Source organism: Streptomyces sp. (assembly GCF_036524955.1).
Taxonomy (GTDB): Bacteria; Actinomycetota; Actinomycetes; order Streptomycetales; family Streptomycetaceae; genus Actinacidiphila.
The window spans coordinates 1-15,637 of sequence record NZ_DATDBG010000020.1; the positions used below are offsets into that span (position 1 = coordinate 1).

A 15,637-nucleotide genomic window follows, 5' to 3' on the forward strand; every position below is an offset into this window, starting at 1 on the left:
ACGTGCAGCGCGTCCCGGTCCGGGTCGGCGTAGACCGCTACGCTGGCGATCCCGGCATCACGGCAGGCACGGGCGACGCGGACTGCGATTTCACCGCGGTTGGCGATGAGCACCTTGCGCACGATGGCTCCCTCCTTGAAACAACTCCTTGAAAACAAGCCGTCTCGTCTCGGTTCCGGCTCGGCTACCGCACGCGGCTGATCAGCCAGGCGCCGGGCCCGCGTTCGGTGATGTGCTCGGTCAGGTGCAGCGCCCGGCGGCTCCACCACCGCGCGGGCGGCCCGGCCCGGCCGCCCGCGGGCGCCACGAGCATGGCCGAGACCGAAGCCGTGAGGGCCACCACGACCGCGGCGACCTCCTCGTCGGTCGGGCTGCCGTGCGTCACCCGCACTCCTCCGGCGCCCTTCACAGCGGAATGTTGCCGTGCTTGCGCGGCATCCGGTTGACGCGCTTCGAGCCCAGCATGCGAAGGGCGCTCGCGACGTGGAAGCGGGTCTCCCGAGGTCTGATCACGGAGTCGATGTAGCCGTGTTCGGCGGCGATGTACGGGTTGCACAGCGCGTGCTCGTACCCCGCGCGCAGGCGTTCCTTCTCCGCCTCGGGGTCGTCCGACTGCCGGAGCGTCTCCTTGTGCAGGACCCCGACCGCGCTCTCGCCGCCCATGACGGCGATCTCCGCCGTCGGCCAGGCGAGGTTGACATCGGTGCCGAGGTGCTTGGAGCCCATCACCCCGTATCCCCCGCCGTACGCCTTCCGGGTGACGACGGTGACCATGGGGACGGTCGCTTCGGCGTAGGCGTAGATCAGTTTGGCGCCGCGGCGGATGATGCCGGCGCGCTCCTGGTCGACGCTCGGCAGGAAGCCCGGCACGTCGACGAAGGTGAGCACGGGGAGGTGGAAGGCGTCACAGGTGCGGATGAAGCGGGCCGCCTTCTCGCTGGCGTCGATGTCCAGCGCGCCGGCGGCGTACATCGGCTGGTTGGCCACCACGCCCACGCTCCGGCCCTCGACCCTGCCGAAGCCGCAGATGATGTTCTGCGCGAACAGCGGCTGGACCTCCAGCAGTTCTCCTCCGTCGAGGACGGCGGACACCACGCGGCGTATGTCGTACGGCCGGCCCGCGTCGTCGGGGATGAGACCGTCCAGCGCCGGATCGCCGTCCCCGGGACCGACGCCCGCGAGGTCCGGGTAGTACGGCGGGTCCTCCATGTTGTTGGACGGCAGGTAACTCAGCAGCGCCCGCGTGTAGTCGAAGGCGTCCTTCTCGCTGCGCGCCAGGTAGTGCGCGGCGCCGGACAGGGTGTTGTGCCCGACGGCGCCGCCCAGCTCCTCCCGGCCGACCGACTGGCCGGTGACGATCCGCAGCACCTCCGGGCCGGTGACGAACATGTGCGAGATGCCGTCGACCATGACCACGAAGTCGGTGACCGCGGGCGCGTAGACGGCACCGCCCGCGCAGGGGCCCAGCATCAGCGAGATCTGCGGGATGACCCCGGACGCCTGCACGTGACGCTTGACGATGTCGGCGTACAGGGCCAGCGACCGCACGCCCTCCTGGATGCGGGCCCCGCCCGAGTCGTTGAGGCCGATGACCGGACAGCCGGTGCGCAGGGCGAGGTCCAGTACCTTGACCACCTTGTGGCCGTACATCTCGCCGAGGCTGCCGCCGAAGACCGTGAAGTCCTGGGCGAAGACGAACACCTGGCGCCCGTCCAGCGTGCCGTGGCCGGTCACCACCCCGTCGCCCGGCGGTCGGTGGTCCGCCATTCCGAAGTCGTGGCACCGGTGCCGGACCATGGCGTCCAGTTCCACGAAGGAACCGCCGTCCAGCAGCGCGTCGATGCGCTCGCGGGCCGTCAGCTTGCCCTTGGCGTGCTGCCGGTCGACCGCCTCGGGCGCGGAGGGAGCCAGCGACTCCGCACGGCGGCGGTCGAGTTCCGCCAGCCGGTCAGCGGTGCTTCTCCCCCGTGGGGTGCTCACCGGGCCACCCGGAGCGCGGAGAGCACGGAGCGCCAGGCCAGGTGCAGTTCGCGCTCCCAGTACGGCCAGGCGTGCGTTCCGGTCACGTAGAGATGGGCGGTGACGTCCACGCCCGCCGCGCGCAGCCGGTCGGCGAAGGCCCGCGTCGGGGGGTAGGCCGGGGCCTCCAGCAGACCCGCCGCCACCGGTGCGTTCCGGGCGAGCGGACCCGGCAGACCGGCGGCGGCGGAAAGGTGCACCTTGACGCCGCGGAACCGGTTCACCATGCGTGCCGGATTGTGCTCGTTCCACACCGCGCGGTTCTTCTCCGGATCGCCCCACAGCCGCATCGGGTCCACGCCCTCGCGCATACAGGTGAGGGTGATGCCGCCGCGCAGCCCCGGGTCGTCGAGGTCGACGACACCGCTGAAGGAACCGGCGAAGACGTACTGCCCGGGGTGGCGGGCCGTGTAGGCGAGGGCGCCGAGCCCGCCCTCGGAGAGACCGAGCACCGCCCGCCGGGTGTTGGCGCGGAACCCGCGCTCCAGGATCTGCGGCAGTTCCACGGTGTGGAAGGTCTCCCAGTTCGGGCCGCCCTTCCGGCCGTAGTTCCACCAGTCCGTGTAGAAGCCCGCTCGACCGCCCTCCGGCGTCACGACGATGACGTCCGCCTGCGGCGCCAGCTCCTCGATGTCGGTCTCACGGGTCCAGGAGGTGTAGTCGTCACTCGCCCCCTGAAGCAGGTAGACGGTGGGGAAGGTGCGCCGCGCATCGGGGGACCAGCCGGGCGGCAGCATCACCCGCACCGGCATCCGGGCGCCCATCGCGGGCGACTCGATGCTGAGATCGGCGACGTTCGGCCCCAGCCGCCGGATCGCGCTGACGTACGCGCCGTCGTCGGCCCGTACCGGCGGAACGTCCTGAACTGCCAGGTCAGGGCCGGTGGCGGAGACGCTCGGGGTCGCGCCTGGCAGGGTGATCGCGGTGAGGAAGCCCACGCAGGCCACCACCGTGCAGAGCCCGCGGGTGAGCGGGCGGCGGTGCCTCGGTCTGGCTCGGACCCGTCGATGGCGTGGAGCGTTGCGGGGTGCCAAGGTCTCTTCCTTCGTGTCGGTGGGGCGTGCTCGGTAGGCCGGTCGGTCCGGTCGCGTGCGTCAGGCGCGGTCGGTCAAAGGGCGGTGGCGAGATGACCGGCGATGACCTCCACGTACGGTGGATCGATCAGCGACAGATGGTCGCCGGGGACCGGGACCACCTCCAGCCGGGGGCACAGCGGTGCCCATCCCAGGTCGGCGTCGTCCCGCAGATAGCGGGGGTCGATGGCGGTGGTCAGCGCCTGCGCCTTCTGCGCGCGGTAGAGGACGACGGGCTCGGGGCAGGGGCGTGGGCGGTAGCGCTCACCGATGCGGGCGTCGATGTACGAGGTGCGCTGGTGTTCCAGGACGCCCGGGCTCATGTCGAGCCCGGCGTCGGCGACGTGCCGCATCAACGTTTCGACCTGCGCGTCCTCGTCCATGGCCGCCAGCTCCCGGTACGGCAGCCGCAGCCGCCGTCCGTAGGCGGTCTCGACGTACTCGGCGAACCGCGCGAACCGCTCCAGCAGGATCTCCTCCGGCGGAGGGCCGGGCAGGGCGGCGGGCAGGATGGTGTCGATGAGGCCGAGGTAGCCGACCCGCTCACCGCGCTCCCGCAGGCGGGCCGCCACTTCGTAGGCCAGGCAGCCGCCGAAGGACCAGCCGAGCAACCGGTAGGGGCCCTCGCTCCGGACCTGGCGCATCAGCCCGAGGTAGTGCTCGGCCTTGTCCTCCACCGAGGTCAGCGACTCCACCCGGTCGAGGCCGAAGACCGGTTGGCCCGGGGGCAGCAGATCGGTCAGCGGCCGGAAGACGCTCGTGGACCCGCCGGCGGGGTGGAAGACGAACAGCGGCGCCCGGTCGGTCCGGGGGCCCGGGTCCCGCAGGACGCGGAGCGGCGTATCGCCCGCGCCCTCCAGCGCCGGCCGGACCAGGTCCGCCACGGCGGCCACCGTGGGACTGCGCCGGATCTGCGCGGCGGTGGGGGCGGAGATGTCACCGCCGAGCCGGGCCCGGATTCCCTCGGCGAGCGCGACGGCCGACGCGGAGTCGTCCCGCCACTCGGGCAGTTCCTGATGGACGCTCCCGGCGGGGCGCCCCGACACCCGCGCCCACACGCCGGCCACCAGCCGCTCGGCGGCGTCCCGGGGAAGGACGGTGCCGGGGAGGGGCGGGGCGGTCTGCGGCGGCGCCGAAGTGCCCTCCGGGCCGGACACCGACGTACCGTCCGGGCCGGGTCCGGAAGAGCCGCCCGACACCGGGGTGCCGTCCGCACGGGGTCCGGGAGAGCCCTGCACCGGGGTGCCGCCCGGACCGGGTCCGGGAGAACCGCCCACGCCCGGCACAGCGGTGCCGCCCGACACCGGGACCCCGCCCACACCCGACACCGAAGTGCCGCCCGGGCCGGGTCCGGGAGAGCCGCCCGGCGCCGGGGTGCCGTCCGGCGCCGCTGTTTCCGCCGTACCGCCTGCCAGGGAGCCCTCCGCGTCAAGCGCCGACAGCAGTGCCGCCGCCGCCTCGTCCAGTGAGCCTCCTCTCAGCAGCAGGGTCTCCGGCAGGACGATCCCGAAGTCCTGCTTGACGGCGTTGCGCAGACGCACGGCCACCAGCGAGTCGAGACCGAGCTCCGTGAGCGGCACCGTCGTGTCGATCTCCTGCTCGGCGAAGCCCATGACCGTCGCCACCCGCGCGGCGAGCCGGCGGACCACCGCCGCCAGGGCGGACGTACGGTCCAGCCGGCGCAGCTCCTCGACGCCGAACCGCTCACCGGTGTCCTCGGCGGCGGAGCCCAGGAGGTCGGCGAAGAACGGCACCGACTCGATCCCGGGGAACGCCCGCACGACACGGCGGGCGTCGAGGCGTACGACACCGGTGTAGGGCCGCCCCGCGCCGACGATCGTCCGGAGGGCGTCCAGCCCCTCGTCCGGGGTGAGCGGATCGACGGCCAGGGCTGCCATGTCCGGAGCGCCGCCGGTTCCGGCCCACGGACCCCAGGCGATGGACTGGCCCGCCGCTCCGCGAGCCCGGCGCCGGCGCACCAGGGCGTCGAGGTACGCGTTGGCGGCCGCGTACGCGGCCTGCCCGGGGGAACCCAGCAGAGCGGCGGCGGAGCTGAACACCAGCCACCAGTCGAGGTCGTGACCGGTGGTGGCCTCGTCCAGGTGGCGGCCTCCGTCGGCCTTGGGCCGGAACACCGCGTCCACATCGCCCGGTTCGAGCCCGGTGAGCACGGCGTCACGCAGGACCCCGGCGGCGTGGGCGACTCCGCGCAGCGCATGCCCGTGGCACACGGCGCTCGCCACCAGGCGCGGGGCGGTGCCGGGTTCGGCGATGTCGCCCAGCACGATCTCCACCTCGACGCCGAGCGCGCGCACCTCCCGGAGCACGGCCTCGGCTTCACCCCTCGGCGGGCGGCGCCCGTTCAGTACCAGACGGCCCGCCCCGCCCTCGGCCAGGCGGCGCGCGGTGGCCAGGCCCAGACCGCCGAGCCCGCCGGTCACGATGTACGCGCCTCGCGGACGGACAAAGGGCACACCGGCGGCTTCCGCAACCGGGTCGACCCGGGAGAGCCGTGCGGTGAGCCGGGTGCCGGCGCGCCAGGCGACCTGGTCCGCGTCGCCGTTCCCGAGCAGTTCCCGCGCGAGGTCGTCCTCCGCTCCCGGCGCGGTGTCGATGTCGACCAGGCACGGGCGCAGATCCGGGTGCTCAAGGGCGAGTACCCGCAGCAGACCGCGCAGGCAGGCCCGGTCCGGGTCACCGGGCTCCGCACCGGTCACGGATTCCGCGCCCTCGGTGACCAGGAACAGGCGGGTGGACGGGGCGTGACCGGCGGTGCCGACGAGCGAACGGGCCACATCCGCGGCGGTGAGGATCGTCTCGCGCGCGCCGTTCGGGCCGACTGGCCCGGTGCACAGCAGGACGACAGCCGCCGGGGCGTCGTCCGCCAGGCCGTCGTGCCAGGCGGTCACGGTACGGCCCGAGGACCGCGCGTCACCGCGGTCGACGGTGGTACGGCCTCCCGCCCGCCGCAGCGCGGCGCACAGGGCGGTGGCGGTGCCGTCGCCGTTCCCTTCCGCGCCCGCGGGTCCGGCGGTGAGCACGAGCCAGTCGCAGGGCGCGGCCGGCCGCTGATCGGGCAGCGGGGTCCTTCCCCAGGCGATGCCGTATGCCGTCTCGCTCACCGGCAGCGGAACTTCGCGCGCTTCGGGGACCCGCAGCGCGACGCCCTCCGCCTCGAGCACGACGGCTCCGCCGGCGTCCTCCAGGCAGACCGACCAGCGGGCGGGGGCGCCGTCCGGGTCGCCGGGCGGGGTACGTCCGGACCGGTCGCCGGCGGGGGCGGGCCCGGTCCGGTCACCCGTGGGCACCGTCGGCCGTACGCGGCACACCCCGGGTGCCGCCGTCGGCCGGCCCACCCGCAGCCGGCCGATCGCCACCGGAACCGCGTCCTCGGGGACGGGCCCCGCCGGACCGCCGCGCGTGGCCGACGCGGGTACGCGCAGGCACGCGTCGAGCACGGCCGGATCGAACTGCCAAGCGGTGGCCGGGCCCTCGGGCACCGTGGGCAACTCGACGGTGAGGGTCTCTCCGTCCGGCTCGGCGCGAACCCGGTTCTCGGGCGGGACGCCGATCTCCACGGTCGCGGAGGCGTGACGCGTCCACGTACCGGCGGCCGACCGGGTGTGCAGGGTGACGGTCGCCCGGCCCGGCCCGGTGGGATCGAGGAGGGTCATGACCGGTGTGCCGTCGGCGAGCGGCAGCAGACGGTCCAGCGAAAGCCCGTGGACGACGACGCCGTCCGCGGCGGTGGCGAACGCCTCGGCCGCCGCCGCGACGACCGTCTCGGCGCATACGGCCAGCGGCAGCACGGAGGTGCCGTGCACCCGCTGGTCGAGGCGGCTCCAGCCGTCCGTGCCCAGTTCGCCCCGCCACAGGGTGCGCCGCGTGCCGGGCACGTCCAGCCGGGTGCCGAGCAGCGGGTGTCCGCCCGCGCGCACCGGGCCGCCGGTTCTGGCCGCCACCCAGTGGCGGGTGTGCCGCCATGGAGCGGTGGGCAGCGATGTCCGCCGGCCGGTCGGCCACAGCAGGTCCGGGCGCCGCTGGATTCCGGCCGTGTGCAGGGCGGCCAGGCTGGTGTGCAGCGCCGACGCCTCGTCACTGTCACGCAGCAGGGTCGGCAGTACCAGGCACGCGCCGTCCGTCGTCGCGTCGAGCGTCTCCCGCAGGGCCGCGGCGGCGACAGGATGCGGTGAGATCTCCAGGAAGGCCCGGTGTCCGTCGGCCGCCGCGGCGGCTACCGCCTGGTGGAACCGCACCGGGCGGCGGGCGTTGTCGCACCAGTAGCCGGCGTCGGCCCGGGGCGCGAGCCGGGGGTCGTCGTGGGCCGTTCCGTACCAGGGGATCGTGGGCTGCCGGGCGCGGATGTCCGCGAAGGCGGCGCGCAGGTCCGGGAGCACCGCGTCCACGGCGGCGGTGTGTCCGGCACCGCCGACATCGAGCAGGCGCGCCTGGATTCCCCTGTCCTCCAGTTCGGCGACCAGGTCGCCGACGGCGCCGGCCGGCCCGGCCACCGTGCAGCGCCGCGGCGACGCGTCCACCGCGACCTCGACTCCGGGAAAGCGCGCCAACGTGTCGGCCCGCTCGTCACCGGGCAGCGCGACCGCGGCCATGGCCCCGGCCCGGTCCGCGTCGACCGCGCTGAGCAGCTCCGATCGGCGCAGCATGACGCGGAGTCCGGTGGCGGGGTCGAGAGCCCCGGCCACCACGCCCGCGGCGACCTCGCCCATGGAGTGCCCGACGACGGCGGCGGGCTCGACCCCGTAGGCGGCCCATGTGCGGGCGAGCGCCAGCTGAAGCCCGTACAGCAGCGGTTGGACTTTCGCGACGGCGGTGAGCGGGACGCCCTCGGTGATCAGCCGGCTCAGCGGTGTGCCCGTTTCGGCGGCGAAGACCGGATCGAGGTCGTGGACGGCGGCGGCGAACGCGTCGTCGTCGGCCAGCAGCCGGCGGCCCATGCCGGCCCACTGGGAGCCGTAGCCGGTGAAGACGAACACCGGTCCGGGGCCGGCCGATTCGATCACCGGTTGCCGCGGACCCACCACGCCTTTCGCCGCCCGGTCGGCGCCGAGGGCGCGCAGCCCGCGCGCGAGGGCGTCCCGGTCGCGGCCCACGACGGCGGCGCACACCGATCCGTACCTGGTGTTCCCCAGCGTATGGGTCACGTCGTCCAGGGACGCCCGCGCGCCGGCCGGGCCGGTGAGCCAGTCGGCGAGTCCGAGCGCCGTGTCCGCCAGCCGGTCCTTCGATCGCGCCGACACCACGAGGACGCGCGGCACGGAGGGCGCGGCCGGGGCGCCGGTGTCCTCGCTCGGCTGCCCCTGCCACTGTTCGAGGACGGCGTGCGCGTTGGTGCCACCGAAGCCGAACGCCGAGACTCCGGCCCGCGCGGGACGGCCCGGGTGAGCCGGCCACGGGGTCGCCTCGCTCACCACCCGCAGGTTTCCCGCCGTGAAGTCGATGTGCGGGTTGGGCCGCCGGAAGTGCACGGTCGCGGGAAGCGTCCCGTGGTGCAGGGCCAGGACGGTCTTGATGAGACCGGTGATGCCCGCGGCTCCTTCCAGGTGTCCCAGGTTGCTCTTCACCGAGCCGATCAGCAGCGGGCGGTTTTCCGGCCGGTCCCGCCCCAGTACGGCGCTGAGCGCGCCCGCCTCGATCGGATCGCCGAGCAGCGTGCCGGTGCCGTGCGTCTCGACGTAGTCCACCTCCGCCGCGTCGGCCCCGGCGTCCCGCAGGGCGGCCCGCAGCAGGGCCTGCTGCGCCACGGGATTGGGCGCCACCAGTCCGGACGAGCGTCCGTCGGAGTTGACCGCGGTGCCGCGGAGCACCGCCAGGACGGTGTCCCCGTCGCGGACCGCGTCCGCCAGTCGCTTCAGTACGACGACGCCGCAGCCCTCGCCGCGGACGATGCCCCGGGCCGCGGCGTCGAACGGCCGGCACCGGCCGTCCGGCGCGAGCACACCCGCCTGGTCGAAACCGGCGGTGATCATCGGGGAGAGCAGGACGTTGACCCCCGCGACCAGCGCCGTGTCGCACTCTCCGAGCCGCAGGCCGCGGCACGCCTGATGCAGCGCCACCAGCGACGACGAGCACGCCGTGTCGACCGTGAGGCTCGGGCCGCGCAGGTCGAGGACGTACGACACCCGGTTCGCCACGATGCTCCCGGCCGATCCCGTACTGGTCCACTCGGTGACCCGGGACAGATCGGCCGCGGTCAGAAACCCGTACTCCAGCGCGCTGAGACCGACGTACACCCCCGTCGAGCTGCCCTGCACCGTGGGCGGCGGCATTCCGGCATGGTTCAGCGCCTCCCACACGACCTCCAGCAGCAGCCGCTGCTGAGGGTCCATCAGTTCCGCTTCGCGAGGCGTGATGCCGAAGAACTGGGCGTCGAACCCGGCCACGTCGTCGAGGAACGCGCCCCAGCGGGTGGCCGGGGGAAGGGCTGTCGCGGCGGCGACGGTGTCGGCGCCCCATGCCCGCCACCGCTCGGCCGGCACCTCGCTCACGGCGTCGCCGTCGCGGAGCAGGAACTCCCAGAAGGCGTCGGGGCCGCCGATGCCTCCGGGGAGGCGGCAGCCGATACCCACGACGGCGACGGGACCGGAGGCGCCGCGGGACGCGGCAGGGTCGTCGGTTGCGGCGGGCTGCGGGGTCGCCTCGGCCGCCGCGGCCTCCTCCGGCGCCTTCCCCGTGTCCCCCGTCTCCTCCGTACCCCCCGTCTCCTCCGTGAGATGGCGGACCAGCTCCGCCAGGCTCGGGTTCTCCCACAGCAGGGTGGCCGGAAGCGGCCGGTTCAGCGCGTCCTCCAGTTCGCCGGAGATGCCGACCGCGTCACGGGAGGACAGACCGTAGTCCGCGAGAGGACGGTCGGCCTCGATCTCCTCCGGGGCCCTCCCGCACGCGTCGGCCACCAGCCGGCGCAGCAACGCCGTCAGGCCGCCGGGACCGAGGGGCCCGTCGGATCCCTGCCCGCCGTCCCCACCGTCCCCACCGCGCCCGTGGTCCTGGGGCGGCCTCATTCCTCTCCCCCCGCTCCGGCGAGGTCCGGCTCGCCGTGCTCGGCCCGCTCCACCCGCTCCACCCGCGACGTCCAGCCGCCCGTCAGGTACTGGTCCCGGCAGGCGCCGCGCGCCACCTTGCCGCTGCTGGTGCGCGGCACCGTTCCGGGCGGCACCAGCACGAAGTCGTGAAGGGCCACGCCGTGTCCCGTCACGACGGCCTTGCGCACCGTACGTACGACCGCCTCCAGTTCCAGGCCGGGCTCGGTCACCCGGCGGGAGTGCTCGGCGACGACGACCAGGCGCTCCTGACCGCCGACCGTCAGCGAGAACGCCGCCACGTGGTCGACCCTGATGACCGCGTGCGCGTCCTGCACCGTCGCCTCGATGTCCTGCGGGTAGTGATTGACGCCGTCGATGACGACCAGGTCCTTGATACGGCCCGTGACATACAGGCAGCCGCCGTGGAACGCCCCCAGATCACCCGTGCGCAACCACGGCCCGGCCCCGTCGGCCTGTGACGGGCCCTCGGTGGCCAGTGTCGCGCCGAAGGTGTCCGCGCTGCGGCCCGGGTTGCGCCAGTACCCGCGCCCGACGTTCGGACCCCGCACCCAGATCTCGCCCACCGCGTCCTCCGGAAGGGAGCACCGCGTTCGGGTGTCGACGATGGCGACCTCCTGTCCCACCGGCACCCCGCAGGCGACGAGTTCGGTGGTTTCCTCGGCCGCGACGCCCGTGACGGGCTGGAGGACGCCGTGCCCGAGCAGTTCCCGGTTGAACGCGGTGACCTCCGGTGCCCGGCCGGTCGGCGACGTGGAGACGAGCACCGTCGCCTCGGCCAGGCCGTACGAGGGGCGCATCGTGTCCGGGCTGAGGCCGGCGGTGGCGAAGGCCCGCTGGAACCGGCTGATGGTGGCGGGGCGGATCGGTTCGCTGCCGTTGATCATCACCGACACGTCGTGCAGCGCGAGACCGGCCTGTCGCGGATCGTGGATCCGCCGGGCGCAGTAGTCGTAGGCGAAGTTCGGCGCGGCGGTGACGGCGCCCCGGTGGTGGGCGAGCAGCCGCAGCCAGCGCAGGGGCTGCTGCACGAACGCCGTCGGGTCCATGATCACCGACGGCACCGCGCAGACGACCGGGAGGGCGACCGCGAGCATCAGGCCCATGTCGTGGAAGAGGGGCAGCCACGAGACGACCTGGTTGCGGTCGCGGTGGATGTCGAACACCTCTACGGCCTGCCGCACGTTGGCCACGACATTGGCGTGGGTGATCTCGACGCCCGCCGGTTTCCTGGTCGAACCGGAGGTGTACTGGAGGTACGCGCAGTCCTCGGGCCGCGGCCGAACGGGGTCCGGAACATCGGTACGCACCGGCGGGCATTCCTCGATGTGCGCCCGGCCGAGGGAAAGGATCCGGTCGGCGCCCGGGAGGCGGCGGCTCGCGCAGAATTCGGCGACATCGGCCCGCGCGCCGGGAGTGGTGATCAGGCAGACCGGATTCGCATCCCCCAGTGCGGCGGCGAGCCGTTCGTCATGGCCGGGCAGGTGCGGCGGAAACAGCGGCACCGCGATCGCGCCCGCACGCAGCGCACCGAGGAAACCGACCACGTACTCCAGTTCCTGCGGAGCGACCACCGCGACACGCCCGCCGGTGCCGCCGGCCCGCATCAGGCACTGGGCGACCGCCTCCACCCGCAGGTCGAGTTCGGCCCAGGTCACGGTGGTACGGCGGCCCTGCGGATCAGTGGCGAAGTCCACGAAGGTGAAGGCGGCGGATTCCGGGGTCAGCCGCCGGGCACGGGCCAGGTGACCCACGAGTGTGTCCGCCGCGCCGTCCGCGTCCTCCGGCGCCGCCATTCGACCGGTACCGGACAGGAAAATAGAGGAACGTCCCTCCGATGGATGATCCGCCATAGCCTGGCCTCCGCCCGAGTGAGCCCACGGAAAAAGCAAAAGAATCATGGGCCTGATGTGATTCCTGGAGCAGCGGACACCGGAATTCCCCTGCCGCCGCCGCGCGCAGGACGTCGGAACCGGTGCCGAATGAACTGCCGTGACTCGCGAACATAACAGGTCAGGGGATCGACTTCGCATTCGACGCGTAACCCTTCGGCGGACTGCGGGAGCACCGGGGGGTTACAGCGTTGACACAAAGGGGTGGTACATCAAAGACTCCGAATTTCACCACCTCAATTAATACGACTATTGCTCCGCGCCTTGATTTTGATTCACCCCCGGTGATTTGCTGTGCATATCCAAACCGGCGGGCCGCCCACCTTTCCCGGGGGAGTTACGACAGGCGGTACGCCGTTGACTCTCACAGTCGGCGGGAGGTTGTCCGGCCGCCGGCGTCGTTGGGCAAGCTCCCCCGGGAGGGACATGGATCCACCAGTCGGTGCCACTCCAGGCACCGACTGGTGCGGCTCCCGAATCAGGGCAGAAGGGGCATCCCATGCGAGCTTCTCGCACGATCTCAGCCATGCTCGGCACCGCGGCACTGGCAGCGGGCCTGTCCCTCGTACCCACCAGCGCCCACGCCGTGCAGTTCGTGGGATGCAGCGAAAACGCACTGGTCAACGCGATCAACGCGGCCAACACCATGGGCGGCGACGACCTGGTGCTGTCGCCGTTCTGCTGAACTCGGTGACCCTGCGGGGCGGCAAGGCCTCGACAGGCGGTGTCGGCGGGGGCATCGCCAACCTCGGCGGCACCGTGACGCTCAACGCGGCCACGCTCCGCGACAACACCGCCCAGGCCGGCAGCGTGCCCTTCTGCTCCGGCTGACCGGAGACACTCGCGCCCCCGCGCGCGCCGCCGTGGCGCGTCACGCCCTGGTCGCAGCCACCGAACGGCGTGCGCCGTTCCACTCCTGCCGAGCCCGGCACCCCCAGCTCAACCAGCCGACTCGGCGAGCCGACTCGAACGGCTCAGCTCCAACCGTCCAGCCAACCAGTCGAACCAACCCAACCCAACCAGCCAAGCCAGCCAACCAGGCCAACCAGGCCAACCAGGCCAACCAGGAGGATCCCATGCCGATCTCACCCAACCAAGGCTCGACCGGCGGAGGAACGACCGTGACCATCACGGGCACCAACCTCACCGGCACGAGCGCGGTGCGCTTCGGGACCAAGCAGGCCACCGGCGTCACGGTCGTGTCGCCCACCCAGGTCACCGCCGTCTCACCGTCGGGCACCGGGACGGTCGACGTCACGGTGACCACACCCGGCGGGACCAGCAACCCCATACCCTTCTTCTACGTCGGGGCGCCCTTCAAGGCCGCGCTCAGCGACAGTTCCGGCCCGGTCGCGGGCGGCAACACCGTCACCATCACCGGTACCGGACTGAGCACCGCCACCAGCGTCGCCTTCGGCCCCAACTCGGCCACGCCCACGGTGGTCTCCGACAGCCAGATCACCGTCGTCGCGCCGGCCGGGACAGCGGGCACGGTGAGTATCAGCGTCACCACGGCGGGCGGGACCAACAACGGCCTGTCCTACACCTACGTCGCAGTGCCCACGGTCACCACCGTCAACCCGAACACCGGTCCTGAGTCCGGCGGCACCGCGGTGACGATCAGCGGCACCAACCTGGGGAGCACCCAGTCGGTCACCTTCGACGGCAACGCCGCGCCGTTCTCGGTGATCAACTCGACCACGGTGTCGGCCGTCTCCCCGGCCGGTACCGGTGCCGTCGACGTGGCCGTCACCAACCCCGCCGGCACGGCCACCGCCGTCGCCGGCTTCACCTACGTCCCGGGACCCGGCATCTGATCGACGGCGATGAGGGCAACCAACCCATCGAACGTCACGCACGGGTCATCTCGGGACCTGGAGGACACCACGGGGGTCCTCCAGACGCGGGCTCCAGCCGACAAACCCCCACGGTCGGCCGGAGTCCGCGCATTCGTCACCACCCGGGAGCAGCCATGACCAGTCCTGAAGCCTCGCCCACGACCAGGTCTCTCACGGCACACAACACCGCCGCCGCGTCGACGGTGCCGGTGGTCCCTCCCCGGCCTCACGGGCATCGCACCCGCCCAAGGGCCGACGTCGGGCGGCAATACCGTCACGCTGACCGGTGCCGGCCTCACTCTGACCCAGGCCGTCACGTTCGGCACCGCACCGCCGCCTTCACGGTGCTCTCCGACACCCAGGTCACCGCGATCGTGCCGCCGGACCCGCCCTTCCGGTTCCTGTCACCGTGGCCACGCCCGGGGGAATCAGCACCAGTGTCACGTACACCCGTGCGCCTCCACCGCAGATCTGAGACCGGGTACCGCGAGCCGAGCGGCGACCCGAGGCGCCCCCCTATACCGCACGTCTCGGTCCGTCGTCCTGCCGACACTCCGCATTCCCTGCACACCACTCGAATGATGGAATCCTGAATCGGGGTGGAAGTCGTTATCGATGCATGAGCGAGTTCAACGCGAATACGGTACCGGCAGCTCCCACCACGACGGCCGGCTACTGGCTCGGAGGGTGGGTGTTCATCCCCGCCACCCTCGGATCCATCGGCGACCGCCGGGACGCGTATCTGGAGCGCGAGGGCGAACGGGTCCCGCTCCTGCACTGCTCGGTGGATCTCACACAGTTCGTGGAACTCATGATCGGCATCGAGGCGGAACTCGCCCATGACGACGCCGACGCCCCGGAACGGGAGTGACGAGCCCGTGCGTCCGGTCGCCAGAGCCCGGCGTCACTTCCTGCTCTGCGGCCGCGCCGGCGCGCACAGCGACAGGTCGCGGACCTGCTCGTCGTACTCGTCCAGAAGCCCCCGCAGCTGTTCGAGCAGTTGCGCGGGCATCTCCGGGGGCGGGGAGTCGGTGACGTAGCGGGCGGCAGCGACCAGGGCCGCCAGCTCGTAGACGTGGAACGTGCCCCGGAGCACCGTCAAGCGCACTCGTTCGAGTTCCATGTCAGGCTTGCGACCGTACGTAGTCGACGACCTGAGCCAGTTCGGCCGCGAACTGGTCGTAGTCCTCCTGCATGCCGTTCAGGTACGCGCTCCAGCCCAGGCTCGCCTTCGCGTAGTGGACGGCCTCCTGGATCTCCTCGTCCGTCGCACCGAAGAGCTTGGCGGCCTCGGTGTGGAACAGGCTGCAGTAGCGGCACTTCGTCTCGGCGTGCAGGCCGACGCCGATGAGCTCCTTGTACTTGTTCGGGATCAGCGTTTCGCCGAGTTCGATCTTCTTGAAGATCTCCCACTCGGCTGCGAGCAGGTCGGTGGGGATGCGCTGGAAGAAGTGCGGGACCAGACCCAGGGTCTGCTTGATGTCGGCCTCGATCTCGGCGCGGTTCGGGGTGGCAGCCATCACGGCTCCCTCCTGGGAGGCGCCGCGTGCCCGACCCGGGCCCCGTTCGTGCCGTTCACGAGCTGGGAAGGCGTCGGGTCTCCCGATGGCACTCACGGCCCTCACCTCAACTCAAGCACGGTGGGGCCGTGCTGTCACCCGGCGCCGTCCCCACCGCTTCTTGACCTGGCCGACCGCATCCGTGAACTCCCGTTCCGGTGACGAGTCACCGCACTCGGGGTCCCCGACCGGTTCCGG

The 15,637-nt window shown here is 72.7% G+C and carries 13 protein-coding genes; 5 read left to right on the forward strand and 8 right to left on the reverse strand.

Going from position 1 to position 15,637, the window contains the following annotated elements; translation table 11 throughout:
- The 6 genes from VIW71_RS01755 to VIW71_RS01780 all read right to left on the reverse strand — a co-directional run.
- A partial coding sequence (locus VIW71_RS01755; protein WP_146166841.1) for a biotin carboxylase N-terminal domain-containing protein occupies positions 1–122 on the reverse strand: 122 nt, incomplete at its 3' end.
- Positions 123–184: 62 nt separating this feature from the next.
- The gene (locus VIW71_RS01760; RefSeq protein ID WP_331620031.1) at positions 185–385 is read right to left on the reverse strand and encodes an acyl-CoA carboxylase epsilon subunit; all 201 of its coding nucleotides are present in this window, start codon (positions 383–385) and stop codon (positions 185–187) included.
- 20 nt (positions 386–405) lie between these two features.
- The gene (locus VIW71_RS01765) at positions 406–1,980 is read right to left on the reverse strand and encodes an acyl-CoA carboxylase subunit beta (protein WP_331620032.1); all 1,575 of its coding nucleotides are present in this window, start codon (positions 1,978–1,980) and stop codon (positions 406–408) included.
- Entirely contained in the window at positions 1,977–2,957 is a 981-nt protein-coding gene (locus tag VIW71_RS01770; RefSeq protein ID WP_331620033.1) for an alpha/beta hydrolase, read from the reverse strand. The genes VIW71_RS01765 and VIW71_RS01770 overlap by 4 nt, the downstream gene beginning before the upstream one ends.
- Before the next feature lie 170 nt (positions 2,958–3,127).
- Complete coding sequence (locus VIW71_RS01775) at positions 3,128–10,111, reverse strand: SDR family NAD(P)-dependent oxidoreductase (RefSeq protein ID WP_331620034.1); 6,984 nt, start codon at positions 10,109–10,111, stop codon at positions 3,128–3,130.
- The gene (locus VIW71_RS01780; RefSeq protein WP_331620035.1) at positions 10,108–11,946 is read right to left on the reverse strand and encodes a fatty acyl-AMP ligase; all 1,839 of its coding nucleotides are present in this window, start codon (positions 11,944–11,946) and stop codon (positions 10,108–10,110) included. Before VIW71_RS01780 ends, VIW71_RS01775 begins: the two co-directional genes overlap by 4 nt.
- Before the next feature lie 622 nt (positions 11,947–12,568).
- On the opposite strand from VIW71_RS01780, the gene VIW71_RS01785 reads away from it, so the two are divergent.
- From VIW71_RS01785 to VIW71_RS01800, 5 genes are all read left to right on the forward strand, one after another.
- Positions 12,569–12,727, forward strand: a complete 159-nt coding sequence (locus tag VIW71_RS01785; RefSeq protein ID WP_331620036.1) for a hypothetical protein — start codon at positions 12,569–12,571, stop codon at positions 12,725–12,727.
- Positions 12,728–12,732: 5 nt separating this feature from the next.
- The gene (locus VIW71_RS01790; protein ID WP_331620037.1) at positions 12,733–12,873 is read left to right on the forward strand and encodes a hypothetical protein; all 141 of its coding nucleotides are present in this window, start codon (positions 12,733–12,735) and stop codon (positions 12,871–12,873) included.
- A gap of 245 nt (positions 12,874–13,118) precedes the next feature.
- Complete coding sequence (locus tag VIW71_RS01795) at positions 13,119–13,859, forward strand: IPT/TIG domain-containing protein (RefSeq protein WP_331620038.1); 741 nt, start codon at positions 13,119–13,121, stop codon at positions 13,857–13,859.
- 300 nt (positions 13,860–14,159) lie between these two features.
- Positions 14,160–14,462 carry a hypothetical protein gene (locus tag VIW71_RS26480; protein ID WP_414720624.1) on the forward strand — a complete coding sequence of 101 codons (303 nt, stop codon included), beginning with the start codon at positions 14,160–14,162 and terminating at the stop codon, positions 14,460–14,462.
- Between the two features lie 37 nt (positions 14,463–14,499).
- Positions 14,500–14,751 (forward strand): hypothetical protein, encoded by a 252-nt coding sequence (locus VIW71_RS01800; RefSeq protein WP_331620039.1) that lies wholly within the window; start codon positions 14,500–14,502, stop codon positions 14,749–14,751.
- 33 nt (positions 14,752–14,784) lie between these two features.
- On the opposite strand, the gene VIW71_RS01805 is transcribed toward VIW71_RS01800, so the two are convergent.
- Entirely contained in the window at positions 14,785–15,003 is a 219-nt protein-coding gene (locus tag VIW71_RS01805; RefSeq protein WP_331620040.1) for a hypothetical protein, read from the reverse strand.
- A 1-nt stretch (position 15,004) separates the two neighbouring features.
- Positions 15,005–15,400 (reverse strand): carboxymuconolactone decarboxylase family protein, encoded by a 396-nt coding sequence (locus VIW71_RS01810; protein WP_331620042.1) that lies wholly within the window; start codon positions 15,398–15,400, stop codon positions 15,005–15,007.
- Positions 15,401–15,637 lie beyond the last annotated feature (237 nt).